Below are 15586 nucleotides of genomic sequence, written 5' to 3' on the forward strand. Positions count from 1 at the left end.
CAGCGGTGCCAGCGGTGCCAGCGGTGCCAGCGGTGCCAGCGGTGCCAGCGGTGCCAGCGGTGCCAGCGGTGCCAGCGAGGATGTTATCCTCTCCACCCGCAACAATAGGGTTCGCGATGGGAGCTTTTTTCAGGGTTTGCATAGCGGCGGTATCTGGCTTTTTCATCGTTCTTCCGTTCCTGTGGTTGTTTCGTGGGTGTCTTTGATCTTGTCGAGGTGTTTGATCGTCCGTTCGAGTTGGGCGTAGGTTTCGTTGAGCGTGAAGTACAGATCAACGAGCTGCTGGTCGCTGCCGTGTTTGATGACATGGTTACCTGGCATTCTCCAGGGGTCGGAGTCCAGGCGCATTTCGAGCAGGCTGGCGTTTGATGCTGCTGCGTGCCAGAGCGTCACGGTGTCGTTTGCGATCATGTTCCGGAAGTTGATGTCGTGAGGGTTGGCTAGCAGGCGGAGCAAGGTTTTCTTCGTCATTTTCATGGCAGTCTCCTTTACAGGGCGTTGCTGGCATCGCTGGCGCGGCTGGCATTGCCAGCAGATACGGCCATGCCAGCCAATGCGTCATTGCCGGCAAGTGTGGCTTGTAGGGTCTTGAATGCTTCCTCGATCAAGGGATCGGCGTCGCCGATGGGCACGTGGTTGGTTGCGGTGTGGGGGAATGCTTCCCTGGCCGGCATATAGCGCGCGAGTAGGTAGTCTCCGTAGGTTGCTTCTAGCTCGGTGAGCCAACGCTTCGTGTCCAATCGTCCTTGTTGGTAGGAGTTCACGAGGATGCCAGCCAGCTCAAGAGCCGGGTTGTATAGGTTTTTGATGGTGGCGATCGTTGTGACCATTTCCGCGACGCCATCACATGCGGTTTCGCGTGCCGTGGTCACGATCAATGCCACATCGGCCGCGACCAATGCGCCGGTGGTCAGCATCCCCAAGCTTGGTGGGCAGTCCACGACGAGCATCTCGTAGGTATTGCGCAGGGGATCAAGAATGGCCTTGAGCCGGTATTCGCGCCCGAGTGCCGTGTCATTTTCCCGATCCCAGAGCGCCCGGTCAGCAGGGAGGAGATCAATACCCCAGGCAGGTACAGCCAGTATGGCTTGGCGTGCCGTTTCTGGCGGTGCGCCGGCGGCCGTCGCGGCGAGCGCGTCATTGAGGGTGAGCGTGGCGGTGTCTACTTCGATGCCGAGCGTGGTGGTTGCCGAGCCTTGCGGGTCAGCGTCCACCAGCAACACGCGGGAACCGGAGGTGCGGGCGATGCGGTGCGCGAGATTAGTGGCAATCGTCGTTTTACCAACGCCGCCTTTCTGGTTACAGATAGCAATGATCATGGGGGTCTTCTTTCTATAGTCCGGGGATGTGGGCTGGCGTTGCTGGCATTGCCGTATTGGCTGGCGTGGCTGTATCCGCTGGCAGCGGGCCAAAACTTTTGTACCGTTCTTGGCGTGCGCCGAGCATCGCAGCTCGCATTGCCTGGGCGTCGGAGCGCACGTAGCGTTGGGTTGTTGCTACGGATTCGTGCCCGAGGAGGTCTTTCACGGCCATGAGGTCGTGTCCCTCAATGTATGCGCGGGTCGCGAATCGGTGTCGAAGGGTGTGGAGAGTCCATCCGTCTCGGAGTTCCCGGCGTGCGAGTCTTCCGACCCACGCTGCCGAGAGGTGGCCCTCCTTGCTTCCTGGGAATAGCCAGGTTCCGGTCATGATGAGCCTTTCTTCCATCTCTAGATAGATATCTGTGGGAAGGGGAACCGTCCGGGTTTTTCCTCCTTTGCCGCACACTTGGAGGCAGTATCCAAGGAGGTCTTTTCCGAGGTGTTCTTTTCTTATCTGGGCAATTTCGTTGGCCCTTAGTCCGACCTCGCCTGCGAGGCGGAGAATGAGTTGGGTTCGGGGAGGCGCACCGTCGAGTGCATCCTCATACACGGCTTCGGGCGTTGGCCGTGCTGCGGCTCGTAATCGGTGCACCGGGCGCAGCACTTTTGCTGGATTATCGCCTTCTGAGAACCAGTCGAAGAACGCTCTTACCGCGATGTAATAACCGTGCCGGGTTTCGGGGGATATTTCTTTATTGCTCGCCCAGTCGATCACGTCTTTTTCGGTGACGTCGTTCGGCGGCTTATTTACCGCTCTTGCGAAGCTTCTTAGGGTTGCGATTCGGTATGCTCGAGAGCTTTTGCGGTGCCCTGCTAGGGTTTGAGTCTTTTCCCAATCGCAAAGTGCTTCTTCCCACCCGGCGGGAACGGTCCATTTTTCAAGTTTGTTCATGCGTACATTTTTCAGTTTCGCCTCAACGGCTAGACGGAAAGGCCGAACTTTTCTCCGCCTTATAGTTCACCTTTAGCGAACGGTTTGAAAATGTCGCATTATTTTAAAAAGGGTGGGGTGAGCCAGGTAAACCAAGGGTTGTGGGTTCGAATCCCACGGGGCCTACCATTTTCTCTTTCGCTCGTCGAGGGACACCACATTACAGTTTGTCCTAGTCGCGCAGCCGGTAGATGCCAGGCTCTTTATCTTCCCAAAATCCCGTGGATCCTAGCAGGAGCGCCTGACCATCAACGAGTTTGCCCGGAGCCGGAGCCGGATCGATATCATCAGGCAGGGCAAGCGTGATCAGGAATCCACAATCCACTTCGCAGCGCCACCATTTTTGACCGGTCAAGGCATTGGTGACCAGCTCCGCGGTACGGACCGTTCCACGCAGGATAATATCCGGAGTGAGGTTATCTACCTCGCCAGCCTCAAGTTCCTCACCATGTATCGCAAGACTCACACTGAGAATCAGCCGCTCGCCCACAAGAGGATCATCCTTCGCTAAAGGCCGCATGACGCCGTTATCGTTAACTTCGCGACCGCCGTTCCATTCCTCCCAGGAGGAATACACCGCCATCTTTTTGGCGACGGCACTCAACCGATAGTCCTCATACCCGGTATATTCTTCATCTTCACCACTCTCCCACCTGTCGTACATAAAGGGGTCATCCACATATGCAATGAGGGTGCGGGCCGGAATATCCGGAGAGTCGGGCGCGTAAAGCTCGAAGAGTGCTGTGGTGTCATCCACCAGCACCGCCGCCACATCATGCCCGGGAGTCCCGCGCAGAGCCGGGAAAGTGTAAGTGGCGCCGTCGTAATAGCGCGTGACGAGCACCCCTGCGCCTTCAGTATCCTGGTACAGACCTACGGCCGCAAAAGAACCCTCGCGAATGATCGTAGGGAAATGTGTATCAATAACCGCTCGAACAAGATCTTCCCACTCGGGGAAGTCAAAACCCAGCGAGTGCAAATCACGAGAAATCATGTGTTCATGATCTCACAATATGCCCCTGTTGCGGTACGGACCTGACACCTAGTTTTCCGGCCTCTTACCGCCACGCTCTTCACCCCGCTCCACCACCCGCAGCCCGACCACCGCGCCGACAACCCCGCACAGGAACAACACTTTCAGCACGCTGAGTTCCTCCACTCCCCGCGCGGCCGCAATTGCTACGGTGAGCACCGCGCCGATCCCCGTCCACACCGCGTAGGCCGTGCCAAGTGGAATTTCGCGCAGCGCCCGCGAAAGCCCCCACATGGATACAATGAGCGCCACGCCAAACACAAGCGCCGGCAGCGGGCGGCTGAGTCCGCGCGAATCGCCGAGCGCCGTCGCCCATATTGCTTCGAAAATACCGGAACCCACCAGAATCGCCCAGGCCATCAGCTCACCACCTTGAGACCCACCACCGAAGCAACGAGCACAATAAGCAGCAGCACGCGAGCGCGCGAGGTGCTTTCTTGGCCGCTCAGCCAGCCGTAGACCAGCGTGAGGCTCGCGCCCACGCCCACCCAGACCGCGTAGGCCGTGCCGGTGGGGATTTCGCGCATGGCCCAGGCCAGGCCGAGCAGGGAGAGTGTTTGCGCCAGGAGAAAGACCGCGACCGGCCCGCGCCGGGAAAAGTGTTCGGATTTTTCGAGGGCTGCTGCCCATACGGTTTCGAGTGCTCCGGAAAGGAGCAAAATAATCCACGCCATAAGAATTGTGGCCGTCTTTGCGCTGGGCGGGTACGGCTCCCTCGTCCGCGGCGGTTGGTGCGCCCGGGCCCAGGTTAGCACGGGCGCCGGGGAGTATCCTCGAAGCATGAATATCACCTCGCTCACCGTTTCCGGCCAGCCCGTTGCCGCGCTCGATATCACCCCTTCCGAGCAGGGTTTTTGCCTTGTTGCGATCACGCACGCGAACGGCTCGGAGCAGCGCCGTATTCTTTCCGACGACGCCGCCCTCGTGCTGTCCGCCACGCCTATGGATGCTTCCGCCGCCGGGGTCACAGCGCTTCTTTCCGAGCTGGGCGAGGGAGAGGCTGATGTGGCTGCGCTGGCCGGGCAGGTGGTGGCCCTGGGGACTGCCCGCTTCCGGGCGGGTGATCTCACCGACGGCCAGCTGAGGCTCACTCCGGTGGCTCCCGGGCGGGTGAGCGAGCGGGATACTCCGCGTATTGTGCCTGCTGAGATGCTTGAGGGGCGCGATCCGGCCGCGGTGTTCCCGCGTATTCCGGACGGTTTGCCCGATGCGTGGAGTACGCCGGTGGGGCGTTTCACTCCCGAATATGAGGAGCGCGCCCGGGTGGTGTGGGAGACTCTGGCCGCCGCCGGCTACAGTCCGGAGTTCTGGTGGGCGGGCAGCGAGGATGGCGAGGTCATCGCGGTGCCCTTCGGGGAATGCGGGGAGGCTTTCCTCGTCGGCATTGAGGAGCCCGATGAGCAGGTGGAGATCGATGCGCATATTGCCGCCGGTGAGCTCGCCGAGTGGCTGGAAAGCGAAATTGACCTGCTGCGGCCAAATGAGTAGCGCGGCAGAGAGGCGGCGTCGTCGTACCACCGCGCGCAGCGCGCCCGAGCGCGGCGCTGCATCGTAACGCGCCCGCGTACTAACGCCCGCACCGTAACGCGCCCGGCGCGGCACTGCACCGTAACGCGCCCGCGCACTAACGCCGGCACCGTAACGCGCCCGGCGCGGGCCGTTCTTCAGTAAGCTAAAGCTTGTGAAGGAATCAAAGAAGTCACCCTCCCTGATGGATCGGATTCGCTCGGCGGTGTCGCGGCGCGAACAGATTGAGCGCGTGGCCGAAGAGGCCGTGGAACGTTACGCGAAGGACCCGGCCGATAGCGGCGGGCGTTCGCAGCGCACCGTTGTGGAGATTCATCCGGCCGGGGTGCAGCCGGTTCTGGTGACGTGGGGCGTGAGCGCCTGGCTCCTCATCGGCGTGGTTATTGCCATTTGGGGAATTTTCCACATGGCGGCTTCGGTGCAGTGGGTGCTGGTGGCGGTGTTCCTCGGGCTGGTCATGACGTCGCTGCTGCATCCGATTGTCAATCTTTTGGATCGGATTATGCCGCGGGCGCTGGCGACGGCGCTGGCGCTGCTGGGTCTGTTCGCGGCGCTGGGCGGGATTATTTATTGGATTATTGATTCGGTGGCGAATCAGTGGTCGAGCCTGTCCGAGCAGATGCAGCGCGGCCTGGATGGCATTTTTAATTGGATTGCGAACGGGCCGATTCCGATTAATATTACGGTCGATGAGCTGCGCGAGGGCCTGAACGAGGGTATTGAACGTGCGGCTACGTACTTGCAGAATAACGCGGGAAATATTGCGTCGACGGCGCTTTCGCAGGCCGGCACGGTGGCTTTGGCTTTTACCTTGATCGCGCTGGCGCTTTTCTGCTCGATTTTCTTCCTGGCGGCCGGGAAAAATATGTGGCTGTGGTTTATTAATGTGCTCCCAGATCGGGCGCGGCGGCGCACTCACGCGGCGGCCACTGCCGGGTGGTACAGCTTCTCCGGCTACGCGCGCGGCACCATTCTTATTGCGCTATGCGATGGGGTGATGGCCGCGATTCTGCTGGTGGCGTGCGGGGTGCCGCTGGCCGCTCCCCTGGCGACGCTCGTGGTCATCGGTGCCTTTATTCCGCTGTTCGGTGCGCCGGCGGCCATGATTATTGCGGCGCTGGTGGCTCTGGCCACGAAGGGTGTGGTTATTTCCCTGGTGGTGCTGGTGGGTGTGGCGCTGATCGGCCAGTTCGAGGGGCATGTGCTCCAGCCGCTCATTATGGGCCATCAGGTCTCGCTCCACCCGGTGGTGATTGCGGTGGGCGTGACGGCCGGTACGTTCGTGGCCGGGCTGCTGGGTGCGATTATTGTGATTCCGCTGATTTCGATTGTGTGGGAAGTGTTTAAGGTGCTGCGCCGCACCCCGGATAAGCCGCTCACGGAGCTTCCCGAATTGGATCTGCGCGATTTGGCGGGGACCGCGGTGGCCAAGCAGCTCCTCGAATATAACGCGAAGGAGCTCAATACCCGCGCTGAGGAATCTCCCTCGCCGGTCACGGCGAGGGCGGCATCGCACACCCTGGGCGGGGAGGAACGCGTGGTCGATAACGCGGATATTAATTCGCCCACGCCCGCGGCTCCGGACCCGGATTATGCTTTCGACCAGCCGAATTTCGAGGTGGACGGGGAGGAACCCGGCCCGGATTACAACCCGGTCAAGGGCCAGTAGCCCGGAGCTCGCAGTCCAGTCGTAGCTCAGTCGTAGCCCGGAAGCGCGAGCGGCCTTATACCTTAAGGCGGCCTCATACCGAAGTCGCCCTTATACCGTTTGCGCGATGACGGTAATGAGGAGGATGACGAGGAGTGAACCGACCGTGGTGATGATGACGGCGTCGCGGGCCATGGTGACGCCGGAGCGGTAGCGGTGCGCGTAAACGAACACATTGTTGGCGGTGGGGAATGCCCCGATGATGGCGATGGCCATGAGGGCTTCGCCGCGCGCGCCCAGGAGGTAGCCGGCGCCGAAGGCGATGAGCGGCCCGAGGATGAGGCGGCAGAAGATGCCGAGCATGAGGGGTGCGCTTTCGCGCCCGAAGCGGGGTAGGCGTGCGCCGCGCAGGGACATTCCCATGGCCAGCAGAATGATGGGCACGTTCGCGCCTGCCATTTTTTCGAGGGGCGCGGAGATGAGTTCAGGGATGGGGATCTTGAGGAGGGCGACCATAAGTCCGGCGAAGACCGCAATGAGGAGCGGGTTTTTGAGGCGGGAGAGGATGGTGCGCCACAGTCCTTCGGTTTTCTTGCCGGTTTGGTTGTCGAGGATGGAGAAGAAGACCGGCACCATCACGAGGATTTGGAAGAGCAGGATGGGTGCGGCGGGGGTGGGGTCGCCGGTGATGGCCACGAGGAAGGCCACGCCCAGGTTGCCGATATTGGTGTAGCAGGCAACGAGCGCGCCAACGGTGAGTTCGGTTCCGCGGCTTTTGAGCAGGGTGGCGGCTAGGGCCGTGTAGATGAGTCCGGTTCCTACCGAGGAGATGATATTGGCGAGCCCGTTCACTCCGAAGAAGGATGCCGGGTTGGAGTTGGCGAGGGTGGTGAACATGAGCGCTGGCAACGTGGTGTAGAAGACCAGCTGAGTGAGGGTGCGGTCGCTTCCCGGGGGTACGATTTTGCAGCGCGCGACGAGGTAGCCGACGAGCATAATCGCGATAATCACCCAAAAGTTGAGCAGTACTGAGGCCATAACAGCACTAGTGTAGACAGAGTTGTTCGGGCGTGAGGGGGCGTCTCGAGCGCAGGTTCGCCATGACCGTGCAGCAGCAGGCGCGAACCTATTTCCAGACGGCGGTGGCGCGTAGTGCACGGTGGTCGGAGAGCGGCAGGAAGAGGTTTTCCGCGGCCCGCACCTCAACCCCGGTTCCAAGGATATGGTCGATTTGGCTTTCCGGCTCATCGGAGGGGTAGGTGAGGGCTTCGGCAGCAGCTTCGAATCCGGTGGCCGCGAGTGGCACTTCGCAGCCGCGGATATTGAGGTCCCCGATGATAAGCCGCGGGGCTTTCTCTAGCCCGTAGCGCTGGGCGAATCCGGCGAGAGCTCCGGTTACGGTGCGTAGTTGCGTCACGTTGAGGCGGTACGTGTACGTGAGGTGCGTTGCAGCGACGACGACGGACTGCCCTGGCGCCACCTTGATTTCGGCGAGGATGGCAACCCGGGGGATTTCACCGATCCCGATATTTGTCCGTAGAGTTTTCAGCCATGTTTCTTGCTGGTGGACGGGCAAGTTGATGACTTCGCGAGCGCCGATGGGGTAGACGGAGAGGAGCGCGGTACCTACCCCACGGGCTTCTCCTTTTTTGGTGGCGCGGAGCCGGCCGCGCTCGTTCTTAGTGGGCGCGAAGATGGCTTCGTGGTAGTTGCCAGCGGCGAGGAGGGGCGCGTAGAGGTCTCCGCCGGCGGTGGTGACTTTGACTTCTTGGAGGGCGAGGAGTTCCGGGCCGGCGGCGGTGATGAGCCGGATGGCTTTGCTGATGGATTCCCGCTGCCATGTCACTTTGTCCGTGCCCGGGCGCGGGCGCCGTGAGGGCTTACCTTGTTGGAGGTTGGCGGACATGACATGAAGGCTCGGCATGGTTTCTCCTTTGTCGCGACCCGGTGGACACCGCCGCCCGGGGATCTCCACTGGGGGCGGTGTGCAACACGGGTGATTCTACCGAATCTATGCGGTTGTGGACGTGTTTGCGGAATCGGATAGCGGCACGGGCGTGGGCTCGGTGTGGGAGCCGGGCGCGGGCTCGGTTTCGGGTTCGAAGGTGAGCGCGACGGAGTTCATGCAGTAGCGCTGGCCGGTGGGTGTGTGGGGTGCGTCGGGGAAGACGTGCCCGAGGTGGGAATCGCAGGTGGCGCACCGGACTTCGGTGCGGGGGTAGCCGAGTTTGTAATCGACGTCTGTGCGCACGGCGTCGCTGCGGGAGGGGTCATAGAAGCTGGGCCAGCCGCATCCGGCATCGAATTTGGTGGTGGAGCGGAAGAGTTCTGCCCCGCAGGCCCGGCATCGGTAGATTCCTTCGCGGTTTTCGTTCAGGAGTTCGCCGGTGAAGGGCGCTTCGGTTCCCGCTTGGCGCAGGACCGTAAATTCGGCCGGGGTGAGGACCCGGGCCCATTCTTCATCGCTTTGCGGGAGCATCCGTGCCATGGCTTTTCCTTTCTTCATTTTCCTCGCTATCGCTACTTTGTTGAGCTGCTTCAGGCTGCTTAGCGGTCTCGCTTTGCTTAGTTGCGCCAGCTTGCTTGGCGGCGTCAGATTGCTTGGCGGCATCGGATTCGCTTATTTCTCCGGGTACGGCCGGGAAGACGGCGGTAGGGGGCGCCGATGATTCTGAGGGGACTTTGCCGGCTTCGTGGATGGGTTCTTGTTGGCCGGTGCGACGCGCAGCATTGTGTTCCCGCTCTGCCAGGACGTCGGCACCCGGGCCAGAGAATTCTTGGCCGCGTTTTTCAGCTTGGATGGATCCGGTGAACAGTGAGGCTTCGTGGCCTTCCCGGATGCGAGTGGCCGGGCCTTCCGTGCCGGCGGGGCTTGCGGGACGGCTGGCTACCGGTACCCGCTCCGGGCGCACCGCTGCTTCAATATCGGATGCGGAGAGGATGCGGGTTTCTTGGTAGTCCTGCGGGTCGAACGCAGTATCCGGTTCGGTTTGTTCTTGAGCACCGATGGACGTGCGGGTGACTGGGCGAGCCGCCAGCTTGGCCTGCTTTTCAGATTTTGCACGCTTCTTAGATTTCGCGTGCGCCTTGGACTCTGCGTGCGCCTCGGACTCCGCGCGCTCCTCAGATTCGGCACGCTCACCAGAGTCCCCGGCCACCAATTTCTTGGATTCCTCGGATTCCCCCGCCTCAGCTTCGCGTGATTCACCAGCCGCTTCGCTTTCTGCCTGCTCCAAGTCAGCTCCCTGCTGCTCCGAGTCGCTTTCCCCGGTAAGGGCACCGGGGGCGGAAGAGGCTGCGTCGTCGTTATAAAAACGGGTGTGCGGGAAGGCATCCGGGGCGTTGTTCTGCAACCACACGATGAGCTTTTCGCGCACATGGTTACGCAAGTCGGTGAGTTCGCCGGGTGAGGAAGCGGAGACTATCGCGGAGACTTGCAGGCCGTTGGGGTTGGAGGCATCTCCCACCACGAGGATGCCGGTATCACCATCCCAGAGGTCAGTATTGGCGAGGATGCGGTCAAGTTCGGCACGTAGTTCTGCGATGGGGGCGCTCCAGTCCAGTTGGAGGACCACCGATCCCATAATGTCCAGATCGCGGCGGCTCCAGTTTTCGAACGTGGTGGAGGTGAGTTTATTGGAGGGCACGATGAGGCGCCGGCCGTCCCAAACTTTGAGGACCACGTAAGAGAGCGTGATTTCCTCAACCGTGCACATATTCCCGTCCCAAATGACGATGTCATTGACGCGGATGGAATCCGAGAAGGCCAGCTGCAGCCCGGCGAACAGCGTGCCCAGGGTGGATTGCGCGGCAATACCAACAACCAGGGAGATCACGCCCGCAGAGGCGAAAAGTGAGGCGCCGGCGGCTTTTGCACCCGGGTAGGTCATGAGCATGGCGGCCAGGCCGATCACGATAATGAGGGCTACCGCTAGCCGCCGCAGAATCTGCAGCTGCGTTTGCACCCGCCGATAGCGCGTTTCCGCTACCCGCTCCACGAATTTGAGGTAGGAGCGTGCTGCCCCGTTCACCACGCCGACAAGCAGCCAGGTCAGGCCCGCGATAATGAGGAGAAGCAGCAGGTGTTTGAGCACGGGCGACCAATTAGGCCGATCCTGTTCCGGGAAATTCTCCATATAGGAGAACAGCCCGAAGCGCGCACCCACCACCGCGAGCGTGAATTGCGCGGGTACCTGAATGCCGCGCACCACATCGATAAGCCCGGTATGGCGCCGGAAACCTGCCTTGACCACCGCCACGATTACCACGGCGATCACCCAGCCGATGAGGGCACCCAGCAGGCACACCCCGAGCAGCTGCGCGATATCAACCGTGGCAGCCACGGCCTGTTCGGCAACTTCATGCAGATCCGAGGTGGGGGTGGGTTCCGGCGTGGGCGCCTCACTTTCCGCCCGCAGCCAGGGCGCGAGCGAGAGCGTTTTCCAGGCGGCCGGGGCCACCGCGAGTACCGATGCGTTCATGTCTGAAAGCCTAGTAGGTGGCTACGACAGAAAAAGCGGTGTCGAACTTCTTTCGCCTCCGGCGTGAGATCACCGGGAAGCGCCCACAAGGCTCCTATCTGGTACGACGCCGCCCGCGTGCAGCGTGGTCACCTCCCTGAAAGGCGCGGATTACCGCGGAAAACTCGCTTGGTGATCGAGAACACCCTCGTTCAATTTGCTAAGACCTGGAATCCTACGTAAGCTTATACCCGTTCCCTCAGCGGGGACGCTTTGAGAACAACGTTCTTGAGCCCCCATCGTCTAGAGGCCTAGGACGCCGGACTTTCACTCCGGTAACACGGGTTCGAATCCCGTTGGGGGTACGCGATGGTTATTTGCCTAGCAAATGGCCCCGTAGCGCAGTTGGTTAGCGCGCCGCCCTGTCACGGCGGAGGTCGCGGGTTCAAGTCCCGTCGGGGTCGCGAAGGAAGAACGCCCGGGAAACCGGGTGTTTCTCTTTCGGCTCTGTAGCTCAGTTGGTAGAGCGTTCGACTGAAAATCGAAAGGTCACCGGATCGACGCCGGTCGGAGCCACCACCCCTTGCTACAATAGGATTTCCCTGCATTCATGTGTCCTTTTGCTTATTTACCCATTTTCACAGGAGGAAGGGCAAGCCAAGATGGGTGAGCAAACAACGACGCTTGACGAAACTGCTGTTGTCATGACCGGTGAAGAGATAGCTACCAGACAAAGTCATTGTAAGCGCGTGTGGCTATGGCGGAGCATAGCTATCACTGCGGCAATCATGGGGTTAATAGACAAAAAGTGGGTCTAATGACGGCGTGTCGTTGGCTTGGATCCGGATCAGATCCGTACGAATCGGGTACACAAACGAAGTGCGAGGGAGAGCACCGTTTGTCCCCGATTTCGTGTCTCTAACGCGCACTATGGCGCCTACACGGCCCAGAAAGCGGCTCTGACGCCTCTGCCCACCCCGTGGCTGTGGCGCATGGCAGCCCGGACGGAACGAGTTTTCCGTCAAGGCATGTCACGCAACGGATGTCAAGGAAGCAAGCTTATTGAGGTGCCCGACCTCAATAAGGCCGACTTTTCGTTGGTATGACAGGGCAAACTCCCGGTATAAGACCCACCATTTGTCTATTAGCCCCAATCATGTCTGGCGCCGGCGTTTACCTGGTACAACGAAGCAATAGCCTGGACGGAGCGCGCACCACCTACAGCAAAGCCGTCGCGGCTAACCAGCATTCCAGAACCGCACTACAAACCGCAGTTGACAGTGTCGGGTTCACGGCGCAGGAGTGCGAGGCTGACGGCGGTGTGCCCGCAGATTGTCGTACGCTCGCCCAGGCTGTCTCAGCTGCGCGGGTTACCCTCGGTGAGCCTCTCAACCCGGCCGCTGCGAAGAGTTTGGATGCGTCCACCGCGCGTTCCCAAGCTGAGAGCTTGCGTGCTTGTGCCATGCATTTCAAGGCACAAGCAGCCCAAATCACGGATGCGTCCGGGAAACTCAGCAAGCAATTCCAGGCCGCCACCACGGCATACCTAAACGGAGAGGCAGCAAACCTTGCGGCATCGTGTGAGTCGGACACAACTAGCGCCCGTGACATTGAGAGACTTGTCGGCGAAGCTGCTGCGTTGGCTGGGGACTGCAAGTCATTCAAAGATTCTGGGAAGAACGTACGGCTCTCCGTTCTCAAGGAAGAGGCCGCAATGATTCATGGTCGTGTCGAATCTCTGAATCGGAAAGTGACGGCCGCACAGGCTCCGGCACCTGCCCCAGCATTATTTGACGGCGGTTCGGAATCTGCTACCGCCGATTCGAACTCGGGCTACTCGGCAACGGAAAACGGGTCTTCGTGGCCGAGTGGACACTCGTACGAGGCACCAGCACCAGCTCCCGCAGCCCCTGCTCCTACCGACAACGGCGGATGGGTAGACACCTCGACCGGAGGGAATTTCTGCGCGGGCACAGATTCCAATGGCAATAGCTGGACTTACGAATGCCCCTAAAATTACTGGGGTTACGGTCTTAACGGAGGCGGCATCACTCTAAAAAACGTGGACCACTTCATTCAGTTCAACCTTACGCTTGATCCCTTTCGAGTTTATCGCGGTAAACCGGACGACAGGTCAGAACGTTTGCTCGGTCGGCTAGCGCAATTCACATTGCGCTAGCCGTGCAGATTTAACTTGCTCTAGGGAACAGGAGAGTCCTCCCATCCACATAATGACCCCAAAAACGTCACACCCAACAATAAGCGATTCGTGGAAGTTTAGGAGGTCGGCAGGAACGCCGTACACATAGGGTTTATCCGAACGGATCACGCTCTGGAAAGTTATATCGCACAGGGGGTAAAATCGCGCGATGCGATCAACGTCCACCCGACAATCACACCTACCTGGGAATACCTCATCGCAGATCGCTCTCCTAGTTTTCGGCCAATACCTCCCGCACGACAGCTTCCACCACGAAGTTCCGGGAGCTTCGAATGGGAGTCCGGAACGTGACATCCGGACAGTGCCCTTGGAGAACACCAACGAGACGAGCAAGATCGCTCGAGGTTTTACCCACCGGAAGCGTAACTACCATGAAAAAACCAATTGACGTGCCATGCCAGCCTTTAACCTGGCAGATCTCGCGTGTCCGACCAATCTTCCCACGATTACCTATACCAGCCACTAAGTTGATTTTCACCCATTGATGCTTGATACATTTGGCGACATTGAAAGACTCACGATCCCCGCGCAAGCCGCGAATTTTACCGGCACCCTCATGGACGAACCACTGATATCCCCGGAAAACGAGTCTAAGCAGGGCATAGATGACCCATAATAGGAGATTCATGTTCCCGCTAAAGAACATTGGCATCAAATCCTTCAACGCAGAAATGACCCTCAATAGGGCCTTCGTAACATTTTCCTTTTTGGTATTTGATGCAACCGTTTCGACAACGAGTTCTTCTACGATGTAAGACTTGCCAAAAGAGCGACGCACACCTCCCTCAGCCCCAAGAGCCTCCCAGCACTGACCTTTAGCGCGCAGGGGCGCACCTACAGGCCACGGCGCTTTAGGCGGCACGCACACCGCGACAGTAGAGTGCTCATCCACCCCTCCATTGCGAGAAACGACAACCACATCTACGACATATGTAGACATCCCATTAGGTGCGAGCACGAACTCGCCTTGCCGGTCAAGGTGAGGTGTAATTTCCGCGCCCAGCGCGACAATTGACGGCACCGGATTGCTAGCAATCGCATATTGCTTAACCATCACGTTCCTTTCTTCATTTATTGGAGAGCGCTTTGCCCCCTCACCCTTTCCGTGTGCGAAGAAATGGCTAGACCGCGAAGGAAAAGGAACCGAATAACAACACGAAAACCAAAAACCGCGGAAACAAGCCGAATTCAAAACTGCAAGCTTTTATAACTGTGTTGATTATCACTTTTGAAAAGTGAGAAACGCTAAAGAAAGTCGCGAATAACACATCCGATATGGATGTGCCAACTGTCATCCTTAAGGAGATTGTGGACACGTGGCCAATCCGGACATTGAACTCTACAAAGCTGCATGGAGCGTGACGTACATGCTAGTTTTGTGCCGTGACAAAACAACGAAAACGCCTTAAAGCACAACGCGACTCTGCTATACGCCAGGAGATCATCTCAGCCACTTCAGATATGCTCGGCCCAGCTATTTACACGCGCATAAAGAGACAAGCACGACTCGTCGCCGAACGGTATAAGCTTGAAGGAGCAGAAACCCTTATCGAGGTGGCTTTCGCGAGCGAGCTACGGCGCTTTTCCCGTGCACTTTCTGGAAGAATTGCCGCCCAAGCGCGATACGAAGGAGCCACCCTGCAAGAGATTGCTGACGCACTGCGCTACTCCTCTAACTCTCACGTAAAACGCGCCTGGCCCAATCTGGACGATATCGCTGACACCATCGGCAGACTTTCGGAAAACAACCCAGAAGAAAACGTGGAAATAGCCGGCTGGGACGTGAAACTTGAATACACGAGGCCAACACGCCACAAAGAAAGTTAATTGTTTTAGAACACAAGCAAGCTAATCCAACCATACGCACCGAACTCACCAAGCCCCGGCAGAACCGAAACGGCAATCCCACTGTGAGCCAATGCCACTCCTACCGACAGAACCACCATTTCTAAGCAACTTGATTCCGGGATCAAATCGAAATCCAGCCAGGCCCCAACACCCCGACATTGACGGCACCTCGGGATCAGTAACATCACCACGTCCAACCCGCCAGCGAAACTCCTGGCGAACTCAGGGACCTCCACCGGGGCCGCGGCGCTTATTGCTGGCGGATTGCTCGTGGCCGGTAGCGGCGTCGTCGCCAAAAAGACCAGAAAGAAGCGCGCCTAGCAGGCCGCAAGCACGTCCATTCCATAACCGAAGCAAAGAAGGGTGACTGGTGTTCACGCACCGGTCACCCTTCTTTCGCACCCACAAGCAATACGAACGCTAACCCTGCTCTGCAACAACCATCACCGAATACACACCTAGGACTAAAGTAGCGATCACCTCACCATCCGATCATGCATTTACAACAATAAATAAGATGATTACGACCGCGTCAGCTAGTGCAGAAACGGCCATAT

General features: G+C 59.3%; 15 protein-coding genes and 3 tRNA genes. 7 read left to right on the top strand and 11 right to left on the bottom strand.

Annotated elements, in window-relative coordinates:
- Positions 1–162: 162 nt before the first annotated feature.
- From ACRQHG_RS03165 to ACRQHG_RS03190, 6 genes are all read right to left on the bottom strand, one after another.
- Positions 163–477: a hypothetical protein gene (locus ACRQHG_RS03165; RefSeq protein WP_016442217.1), complete on the bottom strand. Its 315-nt coding sequence runs from the start codon at positions 475–477 to the stop codon at positions 163–165.
- Between the two features lie 11 nt (positions 478–488).
- Positions 489–1319: a ParA family protein gene (locus ACRQHG_RS03170; protein WP_016442216.1), complete on the bottom strand. Its 831-nt coding sequence runs from the start codon at positions 1317–1319 to the stop codon at positions 489–491.
- A gap of 13 nt (positions 1320–1332) precedes the next feature.
- The gene (locus tag ACRQHG_RS03175; RefSeq protein WP_279058572.1) at positions 1333–2253 is read right to left on the bottom strand and encodes a tyrosine-type recombinase/integrase; all 921 of its coding nucleotides are present in this window, start codon (positions 2251–2253) and stop codon (positions 1333–1335) included.
- 211 nt (positions 2254–2464) lie between these two features.
- Positions 2465–3286, bottom strand: a complete 822-nt coding sequence (locus ACRQHG_RS03180) for a hypothetical protein (protein ID WP_435713545.1) — start codon at positions 3284–3286, stop codon at positions 2465–2467.
- Between the two features lie 48 nt (positions 3287–3334).
- Complete coding sequence (locus ACRQHG_RS03185; protein ID WP_435713546.1) at positions 3335–3685, bottom strand: DMT family transporter; 351 nt, start codon at positions 3683–3685, stop codon at positions 3335–3337.
- Positions 3685–3999, bottom strand: a complete 315-nt coding sequence (locus ACRQHG_RS03190) for a DMT family transporter (RefSeq protein WP_284904744.1) — start codon at positions 3997–3999, stop codon at positions 3685–3687. Before ACRQHG_RS03190 ends, ACRQHG_RS03185 begins: the two co-directional genes overlap by 1 nt.
- Before the next feature lie 106 nt (positions 4000–4105).
- Here ACRQHG_RS03190 and ACRQHG_RS03195 point away from each other — a divergent pair, with 106 nt between their 5' ends.
- On the top strand, positions 4106–4813 hold the full coding sequence (locus ACRQHG_RS03195; RefSeq protein WP_435713547.1) for a hypothetical protein: 708 nt from the start codon (positions 4106–4108) through the stop codon (positions 4811–4813).
- Between the two features lie 193 nt (positions 4814–5006).
- Positions 5007–6521, top strand: coding sequence for an AI-2E family transporter (locus ACRQHG_RS03200; RefSeq protein WP_435713548.1), 1515 nt, complete (start codon positions 5007–5009; stop codon positions 6519–6521).
- Positions 6522–6611: 90 nt separating this feature from the next.
- Here the strand turns inward: ACRQHG_RS03200 and ACRQHG_RS03205 are convergent, their stop codons facing one another.
- The 4 genes from ACRQHG_RS03205 to ACRQHG_RS03220 form a co-directional block, all read right to left on the bottom strand.
- Complete coding sequence (locus ACRQHG_RS03205; RefSeq protein WP_435713549.1) at positions 6612–7538, bottom strand: AEC family transporter; 927 nt, start codon at positions 7536–7538, stop codon at positions 6612–6614.
- A gap of 88 nt (positions 7539–7626) precedes the next feature.
- Complete coding sequence (locus ACRQHG_RS03210; RefSeq protein ID WP_435713550.1) at positions 7627–8424, bottom strand: endonuclease/exonuclease/phosphatase family protein; 798 nt, start codon at positions 8422–8424, stop codon at positions 7627–7629.
- Positions 8425–8511: 87 nt separating this feature from the next.
- Complete coding sequence (gene msrB / locus ACRQHG_RS03215; protein WP_435713551.1) at positions 8512–8988, bottom strand: peptide-methionine (R)-S-oxide reductase MsrB; 477 nt, start codon at positions 8986–8988, stop codon at positions 8512–8514.
- Positions 8960–10981 (bottom strand): mechanosensitive ion channel family protein, encoded by a 2022-nt coding sequence (locus ACRQHG_RS03220; RefSeq protein ID WP_435713552.1) that lies wholly within the window; start codon positions 10979–10981, stop codon positions 8960–8962. The genes msrB and ACRQHG_RS03220 overlap by 29 nt, the downstream gene beginning before the upstream one ends.
- A 271-nt stretch (positions 10982–11252) precedes the next feature.
- Between ACRQHG_RS03220 and ACRQHG_RS03225 the strand changes: the two genes are divergently transcribed.
- The 3 genes from ACRQHG_RS03225 (at position 11253) to ACRQHG_RS03235 (ending at position 11539) form a co-directional block, all read left to right on the top strand.
- Positions 11253–11325 (top strand) — tRNA-Glu (locus ACRQHG_RS03225).
- Positions 11326–11350: 25 nt separating this feature from the next.
- Positions 11351–11424 (top strand) — tRNA-Asp (locus ACRQHG_RS03230).
- Positions 11425–11463: 39 nt separating this feature from the next.
- Positions 11464–11539: transfer RNA gene (locus ACRQHG_RS03235), tRNA-Phe, on the top strand.
- Between the two features lie 1853 nt (positions 11540–13392).
- Here the strand turns inward: ACRQHG_RS03235 and ACRQHG_RS03240 are convergent.
- Positions 13393–14235 (bottom strand): hypothetical protein, encoded by an 843-nt coding sequence (locus ACRQHG_RS03240; protein WP_435713391.1) that lies wholly within the window; start codon positions 14233–14235, stop codon positions 13393–13395.
- Positions 14236–14564: 329 nt separating this feature from the next.
- Here ACRQHG_RS03240 and ACRQHG_RS03245 point away from each other — a divergent pair, with 329 nt between their 5' ends.
- Together ACRQHG_RS03245 and ACRQHG_RS03250 are read left to right on the top strand one after the other, a co-directional pair.
- The gene (locus tag ACRQHG_RS03245) at positions 14565–15008 is read left to right on the top strand and encodes a hypothetical protein (protein ID WP_435713390.1); all 444 of its coding nucleotides are present in this window, start codon (positions 14565–14567) and stop codon (positions 15006–15008) included.
- A gap of 234 nt (positions 15009–15242) precedes the next feature.
- Complete coding sequence (locus tag ACRQHG_RS03250) at positions 15243–15350, top strand: LPXTG cell wall anchor domain-containing protein (protein WP_435719584.1); 108 nt, start codon at positions 15243–15245, stop codon at positions 15348–15350.
- Positions 15351–15586 lie beyond the last annotated feature (236 nt).

This window comes from Actinotignum vesiculae (genome assembly GCF_051267215.1).
Taxonomy (GTDB): Bacteria; Actinomycetota; Actinomycetes; order Actinomycetales; family Actinomycetaceae; genus Actinotignum; species Actinotignum schaalii.